This is a genomic window from Singulisphaera acidiphila DSM 18658 (genome assembly GCF_000242455.2).
In the GTDB taxonomy this organism is placed as follows: domain Bacteria; phylum Planctomycetota; class Planctomycetia; order Isosphaerales; family Isosphaeraceae; genus Singulisphaera; species Singulisphaera acidiphila.
Genome location: NC_019892.1, coordinates 2,304,118 through 2,318,185 on the forward strand (window position 1 = coordinate 2,304,118; position 14,068 = coordinate 2,318,185).

The window sequence follows — 14,068 nt, forward strand, 5'->3', positions numbered from 1 at the left end:
CCGTGCGACGTCCCTTTCATTCTCTTTTTCCCACGATCCGGCTCGCTCTCATCGGGGCGATCGGGCTCGGAACGATCAATCCCCTGGTCGCGTCTCGCGCTGCGGAGACGCCCAAGGAAGCGACCGGTTTTGGCGAGGCTCGGCACGGCAAGATCCCGGAAGGGGCCGCCGAGATGCTCACGGCCGAGACCGATCGTGCGATCAATAGCGGCCTTGTGTGGCTTGCCCGCCAGCAGAATGTCGACGGATCGTTCGGATCGGCAACCTATCGAGGCAACATCGCGGTCACCAGCCTGGCCGGTCTGGCGTTCATGGCCTCGGGATCAAGCCCGGGCCGTGGTCCGTACGGGGCCAACATCGACCGGGCCTTGGTCTACGTGATGGAGAACACCTCGCCCTCAGGCTTCATCGCCGTACAGGCAGCCGCGACGCATGGGCCCATGTACTCCCACGGTTTCGGCACGCTCTTTCTGGCCGAAGCGTACGGTATGACCAATCGGCCTGAAATTCGCGAGAAGCTTCAGAAGGCCGTGCGGCTGATCATTGATACCCAGAACAACGAGGGGGGGTGGCGGTATCAGCCCGTTCGCCGCGATGCGGACCTCTCGGTTACGATCTGCCAGATCAATGCGCTTCGCGCGGCACGCAACGCAGGCCTGTTCGTTCCCAAGGAGACGGTCGAGAACTGCATTCGCTACGTGAAGCAGTCGCAGAACCCGGACGGTGGGTTCCGCTACATGCTCGTAGGAGGGGCAAGCGCGTTTCCCCGTTCGGCTGCGGGAGTTGTTGCCTTGTATAGCGCCGCGGTTTACGACACCAAGGAAGTGGAGTCGGGCCTGGCCTATCTTCGCCAATACATGCCCGAGATCAAACTGGGAAGCCGCTACAGTCACTACTTCTACGGCCACTACTATGCCGCCCAAGCGATGTGGATTCGCGGCGGCGACGACTGGAACGCGTGGTATCCCGCCATTCGCGACGAGTTGATTCACCGTCAACTGGCGACGACGGGACACTGGCCGGATAGTATCTGCAATGAGTATGGCACGGCGATGGCCCTGATTATTCTTCAGATGCCCAATAACTTCTTGCCCATCTTCCAACGCTGAGCCTGAGGCGATTTCTGATGACCGGTGCCACCACAATACCTGTGCCTCACCTCGCGCCTCTCGCATTCGCCATGCTCTTCTCGGTTTTTTCTCTGGGCGCGGATGCCCCTCCTACAGCAGGGCCAACGGTCCCGTCCGACCCGATCTTCTCCGCCCTGATGGCTGACGGGACCGTCGCCTCGGGCCGGATTCGTCAGATCAGCCCCAACGGCGACCTGACTCTCGTCCCCAGTCGAGGAGCCGAACAGGTGCTTGCCTGTCGCCGACTGGTGAAGTTGAGCCGGGACGGGTTCTTATCAATGAACGCTCCCGAGAAGCAACTGGTCCTGCTTCCCGAGGGAGATCGGCTCTATCGAGCGGTGGTCGGCGCGGCGAGCGAAACGAAGCTCGACGTGCAATCCCTCACGTTTGGGAAAGTCGCGATCCCGCTTGAAAGTCTCGCGGGGCTTGTTTTCGATCCCCCCGTCGACGAGGATGCCTCGTTCGAGTTGGTGAATCGGGTCCGGACCGAACCGCAAAGGTCGGAGATTCTCTGGCTCGCACCCAACGGCGACCGGGTTCAGGGCGGGTTCCTCGGGCTCGATGAGAAGGCCTTGAAATTTCAGGCGAGCACCGGCCCAATCTCGCTCGAGCTGGCGAAAGTCGTGGCGCTTGGTTTCGACGCCAGCCTGGTGTCCTACCCGAAGCCCGCCGGCCCGTTCTTCGAACTCACCGCGTCGGACGGCTCGCGGCTGGGGGTGACGAACCCGAAAATCGTCCAAGGCGAGGTGATCGCCACCACCCGATTCGGGGCACCTGTTCGACTGGCGTTGAACGACCTCGTCCACCTTCACACGCGGTCGGACTCGATCGTCTACCTCACCGAGCGGGAAGTCGCCGAAGCGAGATATGTTGGCTATGTCGGACCCACACGCCCGTTTCGGCGCAATAGTTCAGTCGACGGCCACCCACTTCGGCTCGCGGGCCAGACCTACGACCGTGGCCTCGGGACCCAGAGCCGGACTATCCTGGCTTACCGGCTCGCCCCCGGTGATCGTCGCTTCCAAGCGCTCGTCGGCCTCGATGATCGCGCGGGGCCACTCGGAAGTGTTGTGTTCCGGGTCCTCGTCGATGCTCAAGAACGCTTTATTTCGTCCCCGATCTCTGCACGCGATACGCCGAAAGCGATTGACATTGATGTGCAAGGGGCCAAGCTACTCATCTTGATTACGGAGTTCGGCGAACGCGGCGAGGTCCGTGACTTCGCCGACTGGGTCGAGGCGCGCCTGCTCCGCTGATCCCGCTTTTTTTTCGCCGGCGCGGAATTCTCAATCACCAAGTCGAATCCACTCTCGAACGTTCCTGGATTGAGCAACATGACCGACAAGAAGATGGCCGAGACCACCGAGCGGCTCAACAACCTGGGGCACCTCTCGGCAGGGGTCGGCCATCACGTCATCAACGCCTTCAGCGCAATTGTGAGCAATGCGGAACTACTGCGTCTGAAGACACCAATGCCCCTGGTTGTCGACCCGGCCGCATTGGCCGATACCATTGTGCGGACCGCGCTCGAGGCCTCGACCGTCGCCCGCCGTCTGATTGACTACACCCGTGCGGTTACCTCGATCGACTCGGACGATCGGACCCAGGAACCTTGCGTCGTTGCGCTTGACCGACTCGCGGAAGACTTCGTGTCCGAACAACTGGAATATGGCCCTCCCGGGGTCGATTGGATTACCGACCTGGGCTCCGTCCCTCTGATCCGAGGACATGCCGACCAACTTCGTGGAATGCTCGGCCACCTGATCAGCAACGCGTACGACGCGATGCCCCACGATGAAGGAACCGTCTGGCTCTCCACGTCGACCGATTCACGAGGATGGGTCGTCCTGGAGCTTCGCGATTCGGGACAAGGGATGGAGAGCGAGACGATGGTCCGCGCCGTGGAACCCTTCTTCAGTTCAAAGAACGGTCATCTTGGCGTGGGTTTGAGCATCGCCAACGGGATTTGGCGCCGCCATCGTGGCACCCTCTCCCTCCGCAGCCAGCCAGGCGAAGGGACCGTCCTCCGCCTTTGTGTCGAGCCCTACCAGAATTGAATCGGGGAGTTCATACTTGTAGGATCTCGGCCGCGGTGAACATGCTCTTGCTTTCAAAATATTGAAATTGCTGCGTGTGCAATAATGTGACGTTTTCGGCTTTTGTTGCGACTGGCTGGCTAAGATCCTCGTCGACTTCGATCGAGGTGATCCTTGCAATGCCGAAGATAGCCTCGATCGAGTTGGGGCTGAGACGGCCGTTGAGGCGGAAGTGGGGTTCGAGAACGTGGCGGATGCTCAGGCGAAAGGGGGCTGGTTCCGTCGAATACAATACGATCCGGCCGCACAACTCGATCGGGTACAAGACGCCACGAGAGTTCAGCGAGGAGTGCGACCGAAGGAAATCGACAAAGGAAGTGGTCGGTTTGAAAATCGAAAATATTTAAATTGGTTGAGGGAGATTCCCATTTGGGATGGACCAAGAATTGGGGAGCAGCCCACCCGCACGGCTATTGAGTGATCCACAATCTCGGATCGGCATGCCTCAGTCTATTTGCCTGGTCACATGCGATTGAGCGTCTCGCGGCGTGTGATGGCACCATTTGACGCTCTGCCGAGGCTCGTGAGGTTCGTTGTGGGATCGAAGTGAGCTTGGCACGACGACGACGGTCACTTCCCATCGCGTAAGGTCAATTGAGACCGGAATCGTGGATTAATTCCGTTGGCTGGCAAGTGATCCATGTGTGGGTTGCGCGACCGGGAATCGTACGGTCACGCGCGTTCCCTGTCCCACGGTGGAGCTGATCGAGATTTCCCCCCCCAACTGGTCCACCATCTCACGGCAGATCGCCAGCCCGAGTCCACTTCCCTCGACGCTGGAATGCTCTTCACGCGAGAGCCGATAGAAGGGTTCAAAAACCTTCGAGATCGCGTCTGCAGGGATTCCAGGGCCGCTATCGGTCACGACGACGGTCCAGGTCTCCCCTTCGTGCCGGGCGGCTAACCGGACCTGGCCGCCGGGCGGGGTGTACTTCAGCGCGTTGGCGACCAGGTTTCCGAAAATCTGCTGGCAGCGCGAGGCGTCGGTGGAGACGGTGGCGTCGGCTCCCTCCATGACGCTCTCCCAACTCACTTTGCGGGAGGTTGCATCCTGAGCGAATTGCCGATCGATCTCCCGGATCAAGGCACCGATGGTAAATGAGCCATAACAGAGCGGGCGCGTGCCTTGGACGAGGCCGGCATAATCGAGATAGCTTCGCGTCAGCCGGAGCAGGTCATCGCAGAGGACGACCATCGCCTGCACATGCCCGCGCTGGTCGTTCGAGATCGGTTTTGCCGCCGATCCGAGGATCAGGTCGAAACCGGCGCGCAGCGAGATCAAAGGACGACAGAGCTCGTGACTCAGATTCGACAAGATCGTTCGCAACTCGTCGTGAGCGATCAAGGGCCGAGCCGAGGCATTCTGGGGGGAAGAGGCCGAATCAGTGCGCGCGTCCATGTTCCTCTCTCAACGTCTCCCCTCGACAAGGAGGACGAATGCGAGTGGCCGTCGATCAAGTGAGGCCGCCATGGCCTGACCCGAGCTGCCTTGGCCGTCGTCGGAAGTCAGTGAGCTACTAGCTTACCACGATCTCGTTCGAGAGCACCTGATGGCCATCGGTGAGATCAAGCACCGCTTGCTGGGCCAGTTGCTTGGCGTGGTAAGTACGGGAACGTCCTTGGAGGACAATCGAATCGGCCGAGCAGACCACATGAAGGTCGCGGATCCGACCGCTCGCACGCTGTTCGATATAGCCTTCCAATTGCTCGGCAAGGCTCTCGGTATTCCAGTCGTGCCCAGACCCAGATCCCCGAGGGTCCATCCCGGAGTCAAACGTCATCATGCCAGTCTCCCTGGTGTTCGGCAGCGTTAAAGGAACATCCGGTGCTCAATCAATGCCGAGCCAGTGGTGGTTGAAAGGCATTTGCCTAGAAACTCTTATTGTGGGCTTGGGAATGGAGCTGCACCACACAAAGTTCCAGGCGGCCGGGATCCCTTACACCTTCCTTTGGTTTCCCACTGGCGATCTCGTTCCCTGAGGTGTCTGGCCACGATTTTGAGTCGAACCAAACACGGTTAGCCTAGCGAGGCCAACGCCGAACGTCAAACATGAAATTTTACAGATCCTGCGAATACCCGGTTCCCCGACGCGCGGGCTCCGTCGGCTGATGGGGGGATTCCAGGAGTTCGTCGGCCTGCACGATCGATTCGGCGAGCTTGGCCATGGGCATCCGCCGGTCCTGGCTCTGCCGTTGGAGCAGCCGAAACGCCTCGGACTCGGAGAGGCTGCGCCGGGTCATGAGAATGCCCTTGGCACGCTCGATCAGCTTTCGCTCTCGCAGGGTGAGTTCCAAGGTGTTGACGTTCTCACGTAACGTGCGAATCTCACGGGCGCGGGCCACGGCCACCTGAAGCGCGGCGTGCAGGCTGGGGCTGGTCACCGGTTTCAGCAAGTAGTAGAGCACCCCGTCTTCGACGGCCTGATCGATCAGGTTGGGGTGTCCATGCGCGGTCAAAATGATGACCGGAGTCCCTGGATCGCGGACAATTTGCCGCGCCGCGGACAGGCCATCGAGCCCGGGCATCTCGATGTCCATGAGCACGACGTCAGGCAGGGCGCGTCGACACACTTCGATTGCGTGATGTCCGTCATTGACCACGGCCACGACGTCGTAGCCGAGCGATTCGAGTTGTCCCTGGAGGCCGGCAGCTACCGGTTTCTCGTCATCGGCGATCAGAACCTTGTACGGTCGATTCATAAGACCAACCTCCCTTGAACGTCCCACTCGGACGGAAACACGCGTGACTCTTATTCAATCGTCGAAACAGCGGGGGTTTCCCTACAGCGCCAAAACCCGCCGGTCACGAGGCAAGCCCACGGTTTGCCGGAGAGAAATCTTGACGATCCAATTTCGAGCACGCACAATTCGTACCCATCTCCTTCCGGCTAAAATGTTATCCTAACATATCCCCTGGCAAGGATCCTCTCGGTCGGGAGTGGAAATCGTGACACGGCATGCAATTGCCCCCCTCGGATTCAATGATTTGGCAGTTGGCGACGAGTGGGAGAGTCTGGGTAGAACCGTAACTGCGGCGGATGTTGCGGCCTTCGCCGGCATTTCCGGCGACTTCAATCCGTTGCACATGGACCATGAGGAGGCCAGTCGCGGTCCCTTCGGCAAGCCTGTTGCGCACGGACTTCTGGGGCTTTCGATCACGTCGGGGCTGACAAGCCACGCCCCCTGGGTCGACACCATGGCATTTCTTGCTATCCTGGAATGGAAATTTCTGCAACCTATCGCGTTTGGCGACACGATCCGGGTGATTTCCCAGGTGGTGGCGCTGGAGCCGCGGTCGCGAGGACGCCGGGGGGTGGTGACCTGGCAACGCCGCTTGCTCAACCAGCATGGGCAAGTGGTTCAAGAAGGTTTGACCCAAACCCTCGTTCGCGGTAGGACTCGCCTTGAGGCAGGAGACGAGGGGACGCGCGGCTGATGCTTGAACTCGCCCCTCTTTCCCGACCTGATCCCGTTTTGACTTTCCCTTCGGCTCCCGAGGTCTTTGACTGTGGCGCAGTATCGAACTGAGGTGGTCATCGCCGATGACCGCTACGTCTGTCTGCAATTGCCGGCCCACCTTCCCACCGGTCGAGCGTTGGTCACCGTCCTGGTTGTCTCCTCCGAAGATTCCGAACCCGACACGGCCCTGGATCTTGAGCCCGACCACCAAGACATTGAGTGGTGGGACGAGTTCGACCAGGATCGCGAACGGGTCGGATAACCTTCGTCGAGAGGGAAGCGGTTCGATATTGGCCTCGATTTCGTTCCATTCAGGGAGTCGAAATTCGGAGTGCAAGGAAGTCGCGAACCTGCGCCACAATTGCGGGTTCCGTGGGCAGGCGTTCGATGCTGCTTGCCCCGAAGAATCCCACAATCCCTCGGGTTTTCCGGAAAATCTCGGCGACATCGGCCGGTTCGGCGATCGGTCCTCCGTGGCAGAGGACCAAAATATCGTTGCGGACGGCCTTGGCCGCATCGGCCATCGCCTGGACCCGACTCGCCGCCTCCGCGAGCGTGACGGCCGACTTGGCCCCAATCATCCCGAGGGTCGTCAAACCGACGTGGGGCACGATAAGGTCGGCTCCCGCCTCGGCCATTGCGCGCGCTTCATCGACGTTATGGACGTAGGGGCAAGTCAACAAATCCATCTTACGGGCCTGGGCGATCATTGTGACTTCTAAATCGAAACCCATTCCGGTTTCTTCAAGACCCTGCCGGAAATGCCCGTCAATCAAGCCGACCGTGGGAAAATTTTGGACCCCCGCGAACCCGGCATCACGCACCTCCTTCAAGAAACGGGACATGATCCGGAACGGGTCGGTCGCGCAGACACCGGCGAGAACCGGCGTGTGCTCGACCACGGGGAGAACTTCCGCGGCCATCTCCATGACGATCTTGTTGGCATCCCCGTAAGGCATCAGGCCGGCGAGGCTCCCCCGCCCGGCCATCCGGAATCGTCCGGAATTGTAGATGATGATCAGGTCGATTCCCCCCGATTCGGCACATTTTGCACTCAGGCCGGTTCCGGCTCCCCCTCCGATCAGAGGGAGGCCTTGGTCGACCTTGCGTCGGAATCGATCGAGAATCTCACGGCGAGACAAAGGAGCGGTATGAGACATCAGAGACCTTTGCGAAGGGGCAGTAGCTCCATCATTGCACGCGCCGCAGCCGTTGCGAAGGATGGATCATTGATATGCGTGTCGCACGACTCGATGTGGACGTGGGGGTGTGCGGCAAGTTTCCAGATCAGAGTCGAGAACAGGGCATCGTCAGCGTCAGGGTCATGAAACGGCTGCCCCGGAGCATCCAGCGCAGACAGACCGCCACGAGGAATCAAGAGCACGACCGGGCCTCGTGCCCGGCTCAGGACTTCGGCCATGTAGAGGCCAAAGCCTTCGTTCTCTTCAGGAGTCGTCCGCATCAAGGTCACGGAGGGATTGTGCAGGTGGAATTTGCGATCCACGAACGACCTGGGCACGGTTGCCCTCGGTCCGAAGTTGACCATGTCGAGCGCACCGAGGCTGACCACTTGAGGAACACCATGCCTCCCCGCCGCCTCGAGCCGGTCGGGGCCTGCTGAGAGTACCCCCCCCACCAGTTCATCCGCGATTTCGGTCGTCGTTAAATCAAGCACGCCGGCAATTTGGCCGTCGCGGACCAGCCCCTCCATCGCCTGTCCGCCCACTCCCGTGGCGTGAAACACGATGACCTCGACCGCTTCATCCTCCAGGATATGTCGGGCATGGTCGACGCAAGGGGTCGTGACTCCGAACATCGTTGCCGCGACGACCGGCCGCGAAGCCATGATTCCAGGGGACTCGCGCGGGAGGCTGACCATGCCGGCCAGACCGAGCGCGGCGTTGGTCAACGCCGTTCGGCTTAGGCGATTCAGGCCCGCGATATCGGCCACGGGAAAAACCATCGTGATATCACTTCCCCGGACATAAGGGCGCGTCTGGCCACTCGCCAAGGTGCTCACCATGACCTTGGGAACGCCGAAGGGGAGCTGACGCATCGCGGAAGTTGCAATCTCCGTTCCGGCGGAGCCCCCCAGGCCGAAGATTCCGGCGATCGACATCTCCGATCCGAGTTTCGTCACGAGCCTGGCGACCCCTTGCGCGGCCTCGGCTACGGCATGGCCCCGGTCGCCGCGCTCGCGAACCGCAGCCATGGTTGTGCCAGCCAGTCGGAAAACCTCCTCGCGGTCGATGTCGGGAGGGAAGACAGGAGGACCCGACGAACCGGCATCAATCACCAGGGTTGCGAGCCCTTGTTTTTGCAGGAGGTCGCGAACGAACGCCAATTCGTGCCCTTTGGTATCAAGGGTACCCACGAGGAGAACGGGATTGGCTCGCACGAGAGACCTCGTCGTGAATCATAACGGAAGAAAGGTTTGTGCGGAGGTCGATTGACGCCCTGCGTGTCCGACCGCATCATAAACCATCGAATTGGAACACGATCGGTCGAGTTTGGAAAGCCCCCATGTGCCACGGTGGGCGAATCCTTGACGTACTCGAAGGCGTTTTATTTTATGCCGATAGGTCAATCTTCGCCCTTCCCGACGGCCTTGGTGACCGGAGCCGGCCGTGGCATCGGTCTCGGGATTGCAACGGCTCTTGCCAAGGCCGGATTTCAGGTCGCACTGAGCGACATTGATGGAGATTCAGCCGTGCGCTCCGCGTCGCTGCTTGGCGATCAGGGGTCTACAACGCTGGGCATAAGGTTGGATGTGAGCGATGCAGATGGCTGGGAGCAGGCCGTTGGGGAAGTCACCGCGCGCTGGGGTGGGCTCGACGTCCTGGTGAACAACGCGGGGATCAGCCCTCGCGGTACGATTGAATCGACCGACGAAGCGCTCTGGGATCGCACCCTGGCGATCAACCTGAAGGGGCCTTGGCTTGGCATCAAGGCGGCGCTTCCCTGGCTCCAGCGTCGGCGGGGCACGATCGTCAACATCGGCTCGACCCGGGCGACCCGACCGATGCCCGGTCTCTTCTCCTACGTGACGAGTAAGGCCGGCTTGCTCGGCCTGACCCGGCAAGTGGCCGTCGAGACTCTCGGGCAGGGAGTCACCTGCAACATGGTCGCGCCGGGCTGGGTCGATACCCCCGGAGAACGCCTGATCCAGGCCGAGCAGGGGAGGCCTGACTTCCCCCAGGGGGTGAGTAACCTGACCACGTCGGAGGACGTCGGCGGCGCTGTCGTTTTTCTCGCCTCGCCGGCCGGTCGCAAGGTCAACGGGGTCATCCTTTACCTCGACTCGGGCCTTCACTTCGCCGACGACGCGGGCATGGTCTACCTGCCTGATGAAAAAGTGGTTCGCTATCATCAGCCGACCCCCAACCCTTAACGCTCCCTTATTTTTTTTGGAGGCTCGGTCGTGAGCGAATTCCTCTACTGCCTGAACACAAGCACGATCCGGCCCACTCCCTTACTTGAGAAAATCCGGATCGCCGGTCGCTTGGGCTATCAGGCCTTGGAACCCTGGAACGACGAGATCGATGAGTATCTGCGGTCGGGGGGGACTCTCCCTGACCTTCGCAAGGCGCTGACGGACGCCGGCCTCAAGGTCGTGAGTGTAATCGCCCTCCACGGTTGGGTCCTGGCCAAGGGGGCGGATTACGCCAAGGTCCAGGACGATTGCCGGCGGCGGATGGAGCAAGCGGCTGCCTTGGGCAGTCCCTCCATCGTCGCGAGCCCCCCCCAAGAGGTCGTTGATCTCGACCAGGCGGCCACCCGGTTTGCGGAACTCCTCGAACTGGGGCGTCAGTGCGGTGTGACCCCGTCGATGGAATTCCTCGGCTTCGTCGCGGGGGTCAAGAACGTCGCCAGCGCCTTGGCCATTGCGCTCGGCTCGGGTGATCCTCATGCCACGGTCGTGGCTGACGTCTTTCACATGATCCGTGGGGGTGGGTCGGTCGACGACTTGCTCACCCTCGAAGGGAGGCAACTCGCCTGCTTCCACCTCAACGACCTCCCTGCCTCTCCTGATCCGTTGACCCAGACCGATGCCGATCGGGTCATGCTCGGCGAAGGGATCGCCGACCTGCCCCGAGTCATCGCCAATCTCCGCACCATCGGCTTCCGAGGGCCTCTCTCCCTCGAACTCTTCAACCGCGAACTCTGGGGTCAAGACCCCTTCGAGGTGGCCCGGACCGGGATCGAACGGATGAGGAGCCTCGTCGAGGGATAGTCGATTGCCCTTTGAGGTTACCGACTTGCCGGGGCGTCAGCTCCCTGTCTTTTTGTGAAGTGACTGGGCCTGGGTGTGGGCCAGTAGACAGGGAGCTCACGCTTCGCCTTTTCTCGCTTAATACTTGGCCATTTCGGCCGTTCCACGCTCCGGATGGAGCTGCCGAATGTACTGGCCAGCGCCGTCGAGCATCATCTTGAGCTCGCTGCCGAGAGCGATGAACTGCCAGCCTTCCGCAATCCTACGCTCGACGTCGGCGATCGAGTGCAGGTGGATACCGCACGGGATCCCTTGACGCTTGGCCGCTTCCCGAATCCGGGTCAAGGTTTCTTCCATCAACTCCTTGCTCGGCGGACTGCCGTCGGGCTTGCGGAGCGAGGCGGCAAGGTCGTTGGGGCCGACAAAGACCGCGTCGATGCCGGGGACCGCATAAATCTCGTCGGCGATATCGACGGCCGCGATGTGTTCGGTCTGAATGACGACCAGGATTTCGTTATCGGCTTGCTGGTAATAGTCTTCTGCGGTTGCGCCGTAGTTCATGGCGTGCATGCCGCCGCCGACCGAGCGATTCCCCAAAGGCGGATACTTGGCGGCGGCCACGATCGCTTTCGCCTCGGCGGCATCCATCACCATGGGGACGACGATCCCCATTGCACCGCAGTCGAGAACCGACTTGATGTACTCGTGGCGCGAGGCAGGAACACGTGCCAAGGGGACGCAGCCGGCATCGGCGATCGCGCCGAACATCATGGCGGCGGTCTGGATGTCGGTATGCGTGTGCTCCATGTCGACTGTCAGCCAGGGGAAGCCCGACCGCGCCAGGAATCGCGCGGCGACCACGCTCCCGAGCGACAACCATGTGCCGACTTGCGGTTTTCCCTCGCGCAACGCCTTCTTGACCGGATTCGGTTTCAATGCATCTCTCCCGCCAAACAACTGCCGCTGGCTGACGAGGGCTCAACCAGTGGACCAAAGTCAGATCGTCCGGGGCGAGTTTGCCAAGTCCCGAACGGCCCGGCAAGAGGCGATCCCCAAACCGATTCGCACTCCGTTCACGCAAAAGACTCCCAAAATCTTGGGGACGCGGAATCATTGCTGAGATGCCCAGTCGAAACCCAGCCCCCATGGGCCACGGTTCAGAGGAAATGCGGCGGATCACGGCCGAAACGGATCGGTTAGGTAGGCCGGACGAACGAACCGTAGAAAGTGGTCGTTCGTTGGGCCGATAGCTCGCATCCATTTCCAGTGAGCGAGTCCCCAATCGGGGAATTTCTGAAACGCCTGCTATCGTCACACTAGGGTTAGATTGGTATGCTTTGACCATCCCCCCCTCATAATCCGGCGTAGCGAACCCGAGTTTCACGACTCAGAAAAATGTGCGGAAGCTCCGATCTCTTTCGGATTCTATCGGCGTCGTCAGATGCTCCGCATGCGGGAAACGGAACTGTCAATCGGACGGGGTCTCCTGGTAGCCCCGATGTGTTCCTACGCCCTCATTTGCTAATCAAGAGTACGGAAGGGGATGTAACCATGAGTCGTCGTCGCGGTTTTACGCTCATCGAGCTTCTGGTGGTGATTGCGATCATTGCCGTCCTAATCGCATTGCTTTTACCGGCCGTGCAGGCCGCACGCGAGGCTGCAAGGCGGTCTCAGTGCGTCAACAATCTCAAGCAGCTCGCGCTCGGGATGCACAACTATCACGACGTCAACGGCTCGCTCCCCATCGGCCGCCAGAGCGGGCCGAGGCGAACCTGGGCGTTCAGCATCTTCGCCAACATCGAGCAGACCCCCCTCTTCAACTCGATCAACTTCACCACCGACTTCTACCAGCCCCAGAACACGACGGTGATTCGGACCGCAGTCAACGTGTTTGACTGCCCCTCTGACGTCAACAGCGCGGCTTTGGAGGAGCCTTCCTCCCAATACCCCCGCGCCAAGGCCGACTACATGGTGAACTGGGGGAACACGCATTTCGACCAGGACCGGGCGAGCAACCCCTTCGCCGGACCGTATAACATTTCGGGGCAGGTCAATGTGTCCTACCTGAATGCCCCGTTCAGCTTGAACAAGTCGGCCGGCCTTCGCGACATGATCGACGGCACCAGCAACACCCTGCTGCTGTCGGAAGTCGTCGTTGGAGCGAATAACGGGAATAATTCCGATCACCGAGGTGACATCTACAATGATGACCACAACTGCTTTTATTTTAACGTCTACTCGACGCCCAACTCGAAGCTGACACCCGACTGGATGCAGGGCTACTGCCTCTATCCGAATCAGACCAACCCACCCTGCGTTGACTCTAGCTCGAAAAGCCCCGCTGTGTCGTTCAACGCGGCGAGGAGCTTCCACTCGGGCGGTGTGAATGCGGCGATGGGCGACGGCTCGGTCAAGTTCTACAAGGACACCATCTCGGCGCAGACCTGGCGGGCCCTTGGCACGATGAGCGGCGGCGAGGTGATCGACGCCAGCTCGCTCTGATCCGGCCCCACGCCGTTTTGGAGCTGGTCGGGACGAACGGGCCGTCGTGTTGTCCGCACGGCGGCCCTCGTCGATTTGGAAACCACGGGCGGAGTTTCGACCTGCGCCGCTTGTGGTCGATTTCTGGAATCAACGAGTTCGTTTGGAGAGGAAACGATGATGACGCGCACGACCTGGTGTCGCGCCGCGGTGGGCGGTCAAGCTCTCGCTCTCGCTTTAATCGCGGGTTGTGGCAGCAAGGAGCCCGACCTGACCCCCGACCCGGCCCTGGCCTCGAAGCCGTTTCCGAAGGTCGATTCGCCGGCCGATAAAGTGAAGCCGAAGCCGGCCTCATTCCCGAAAGTGGGCGACCGCCGCGCCGGACCTTGATCCCGTTCCCTCCCCATCGCGCCTGCCGCCGATCTCTTTGTCATTGCCGTTACCGCCCTTCCTTTCGGGCGGGACAAGCTTATTGCTTTTATGAGCACCAAAAGATCGGCCGACTCCTCGCATTTCTTCAAAGCATCGCTTGGGGAGCCGATTCGCTGGCTGACCTCTGCAAACGCCTGGTCGAGGTGTTCGGGCTGACCCTCGAATAAATCACTCGTCCAGGAAGCAGAACGTGGAGGAGACCCCCTTGGGGGAGAGTCTTCCCGTACGATGACTGTGTTGAGTGACCTTCGGCCCTG

16 protein-coding genes are annotated in these 14,068 nt (G+C 60.8%); 9 read left to right on the forward strand and 7 right to left on the reverse strand.

The window, feature by feature from the left end; all coding sequences use genetic code 11:
- Nucleotides 1-2 precede the first annotated feature (2 nt).
- The 3 genes from SINAC_RS09015 (at nucleotide 3) to SINAC_RS09025 (ending at nucleotide 3,187) form a co-directional block, all read left to right on the forward strand.
- Nucleotides 3-1,109: a prenyltransferase/squalene oxidase repeat-containing protein gene (locus SINAC_RS09015; RefSeq protein WP_015245374.1), complete on the forward strand. Its 1,107-nt coding sequence runs from the start codon at nucleotides 3-5 to the stop codon at nucleotides 1,107-1,109.
- Between the two features lie 17 nt (nucleotides 1,110-1,126).
- Complete coding sequence (locus SINAC_RS09020; protein ID WP_015245375.1) at nucleotides 1,127-2,386, forward strand: NPCBM/NEW2 domain-containing protein; 1,260 nt, start codon at nucleotides 1,127-1,129, stop codon at nucleotides 2,384-2,386.
- Between the two features lie 78 nt (nucleotides 2,387-2,464).
- Nucleotides 2,465-3,187 (forward strand): sensor histidine kinase, encoded by a 723-nt coding sequence (locus SINAC_RS09025; protein WP_015245376.1) that lies wholly within the window; start codon nucleotides 2,465-2,467, stop codon nucleotides 3,185-3,187.
- 10 nt (nucleotides 3,188-3,197) lie between these two features.
- On the opposite strand, the gene SINAC_RS09030 is transcribed toward SINAC_RS09025, so the two are convergent.
- The 4 genes from SINAC_RS09030 to SINAC_RS09050 all read right to left on the reverse strand — a co-directional run bounded on the left by SINAC_RS09030 (nucleotide 3,198) and on the right by SINAC_RS09050 (nucleotide 5,926).
- Nucleotides 3,198-3,491, reverse strand: a complete 294-nt coding sequence (locus SINAC_RS09030) for a hypothetical protein (RefSeq protein WP_020465642.1) — start codon at nucleotides 3,489-3,491, stop codon at nucleotides 3,198-3,200.
- A gap of 348 nt (nucleotides 3,492-3,839) precedes the next feature.
- Entirely contained in the window at nucleotides 3,840-4,625 is a 786-nt protein-coding gene (locus SINAC_RS09035) for a sensor histidine kinase (RefSeq protein WP_015245377.1), read from the reverse strand.
- A gap of 118 nt (nucleotides 4,626-4,743) precedes the next feature.
- Nucleotides 4,744-5,010 carry a hypothetical protein gene (locus tag SINAC_RS09040; protein ID WP_020465641.1) on the reverse strand — a complete coding sequence of 89 codons (267 nt, stop codon included), beginning with the start codon at nucleotides 5,008-5,010 and terminating at the stop codon, nucleotides 4,744-4,746.
- Between the two features lie 274 nt (nucleotides 5,011-5,284).
- Nucleotides 5,285-5,926, reverse strand: coding sequence for an ANTAR domain-containing response regulator (locus tag SINAC_RS09050; RefSeq protein ID WP_015245380.1), 642 nt, complete (start codon nucleotides 5,924-5,926; stop codon nucleotides 5,285-5,287).
- 247 nt (nucleotides 5,927-6,173) lie between these two features.
- Between SINAC_RS09050 and SINAC_RS09055 the strand changes: the two genes are divergently transcribed.
- Both SINAC_RS09055 and SINAC_RS09060 read left to right on the forward strand, forming a co-directional pair.
- Nucleotides 6,174-6,662, forward strand: a complete 489-nt coding sequence (locus tag SINAC_RS09055) for a MaoC/PaaZ C-terminal domain-containing protein (RefSeq protein ID WP_015245381.1) — start codon at nucleotides 6,174-6,176, stop codon at nucleotides 6,660-6,662.
- 72 nt (nucleotides 6,663-6,734) lie between these two features.
- A complete protein-coding gene (locus tag SINAC_RS09060) occupies nucleotides 6,735-6,947 on the forward strand; it encodes a hypothetical protein (RefSeq protein WP_015245382.1) in 213 nt (70 codons plus the stop codon).
- A gap of 49 nt (nucleotides 6,948-6,996) precedes the next feature.
- On the opposite strand, the gene SINAC_RS09065 is transcribed toward SINAC_RS09060, so the two are convergent.
- Both SINAC_RS09065 and SINAC_RS09070 read right to left on the reverse strand, forming a co-directional pair.
- Nucleotides 6,997-7,845: a phosphoenolpyruvate hydrolase family protein gene (locus SINAC_RS09065; protein WP_015245383.1), complete on the reverse strand. Its 849-nt coding sequence runs from the start codon at nucleotides 7,843-7,845 to the stop codon at nucleotides 6,997-6,999.
- On the reverse strand, nucleotides 7,845-9,083 hold the full coding sequence (locus tag SINAC_RS09070) for a Tm-1-like ATP-binding domain-containing protein (protein WP_015245384.1): 1,239 nt from the start codon (nucleotides 9,081-9,083) through the stop codon (nucleotides 7,845-7,847). The genes SINAC_RS09065 and SINAC_RS09070 overlap by 1 nt, the downstream gene beginning before the upstream one ends.
- 174 nt (nucleotides 9,084-9,257) lie before the next feature.
- Between SINAC_RS09070 and SINAC_RS09075 the strand changes: the two genes are divergently transcribed.
- Both SINAC_RS09075 and SINAC_RS09080 read left to right on the forward strand, forming a co-directional pair.
- The gene (locus tag SINAC_RS09075) at nucleotides 9,258-10,076 is read left to right on the forward strand and encodes an SDR family NAD(P)-dependent oxidoreductase (protein WP_044147059.1); all 819 of its coding nucleotides are present in this window, start codon (nucleotides 9,258-9,260) and stop codon (nucleotides 10,074-10,076) included.
- A 30-nt stretch (nucleotides 10,077-10,106) separates the two neighbouring features.
- Nucleotides 10,107-10,919 (forward strand): sugar phosphate isomerase/epimerase family protein, encoded by an 813-nt coding sequence (locus tag SINAC_RS09080; RefSeq protein ID WP_015245386.1) that lies wholly within the window; start codon nucleotides 10,107-10,109, stop codon nucleotides 10,917-10,919.
- Between the two features lie 117 nt (nucleotides 10,920-11,036).
- Here SINAC_RS09080 and SINAC_RS09085 read toward each other — a convergent pair whose 3' ends face one another.
- Nucleotides 11,037-11,834, reverse strand: a complete 798-nt coding sequence (locus SINAC_RS09085; protein WP_015245387.1) for an HpcH/HpaI aldolase family protein — start codon at nucleotides 11,832-11,834, stop codon at nucleotides 11,037-11,039.
- Between the two features lie 615 nt (nucleotides 11,835-12,449).
- Here SINAC_RS09085 and SINAC_RS09090 point away from each other — a divergent pair.
- Both SINAC_RS09090 and SINAC_RS09095 read left to right on the forward strand, forming a co-directional pair.
- Entirely contained in the window at nucleotides 12,450-13,400 is a 951-nt protein-coding gene (locus SINAC_RS09090) for a DUF1559 domain-containing protein (RefSeq protein WP_015245388.1), read from the forward strand.
- A 156-nt stretch (nucleotides 13,401-13,556) separates the two neighbouring features.
- Nucleotides 13,557-13,769: a hypothetical protein gene (locus SINAC_RS09095; protein WP_015245389.1), complete on the forward strand. Its 213-nt coding sequence runs from the start codon at nucleotides 13,557-13,559 to the stop codon at nucleotides 13,767-13,769.
- Nucleotides 13,770-14,068 lie beyond the last annotated feature (299 nt).

Excerpts from the sequence above, each read along its gene's own strand:
- SINAC_RS09020 (WP_015245375.1), top strand. The coding sequence starts at position 1,127 with ATGACCGGTGCCACCACAATACCTGTGCCTCACCTCGCGCCTCTCGCA.
- SINAC_RS09025 (WP_015245376.1), top strand. The coding sequence starts at position 2,465 with ATGACCGACAAGAAGATGGCCGAGACCACCGAGCGGCTCAACAACCTG.
- SINAC_RS09035 (WP_015245377.1), bottom strand. The coding sequence starts at position 4,625 with ATGGACGCGCGCACTGATTCGGCCTCTTCCCCCCAGAATGCCTCGGCT.
- SINAC_RS09040 (WP_020465641.1), bottom strand. The coding sequence starts at position 5,010 with ATGATGACGTTTGACTCCGGGATGGACCCTCGGGGATCTGGGTCTGGG.
- SINAC_RS09050 (WP_015245380.1), bottom strand. The coding sequence starts at position 5,926 with ATGAATCGACCGTACAAGGTTCTGATCGCCGATGACGAGAAACCGGTA.
- SINAC_RS09065 (WP_015245383.1), bottom strand. The coding sequence starts at position 7,845 with ATGTCTCATACCGCTCCTTTGTCTCGCCGTGAGATTCTCGATCGATTC.
- SINAC_RS09075 (WP_044147059.1), top strand. The coding sequence starts at position 9,258 with ATGCCGATAGGTCAATCTTCGCCCTTCCCGACGGCCTTGGTGACCGGA.
- SINAC_RS09090 (WP_015245388.1), top strand. The coding sequence starts at position 12,450 with ATGAGTCGTCGTCGCGGTTTTACGCTCATCGAGCTTCTGGTGGTGATT.
- SINAC_RS09095 (WP_015245389.1), top strand. The coding sequence starts at position 13,557 with ATGATGACGCGCACGACCTGGTGTCGCGCCGCGGTGGGCGGTCAAGCT.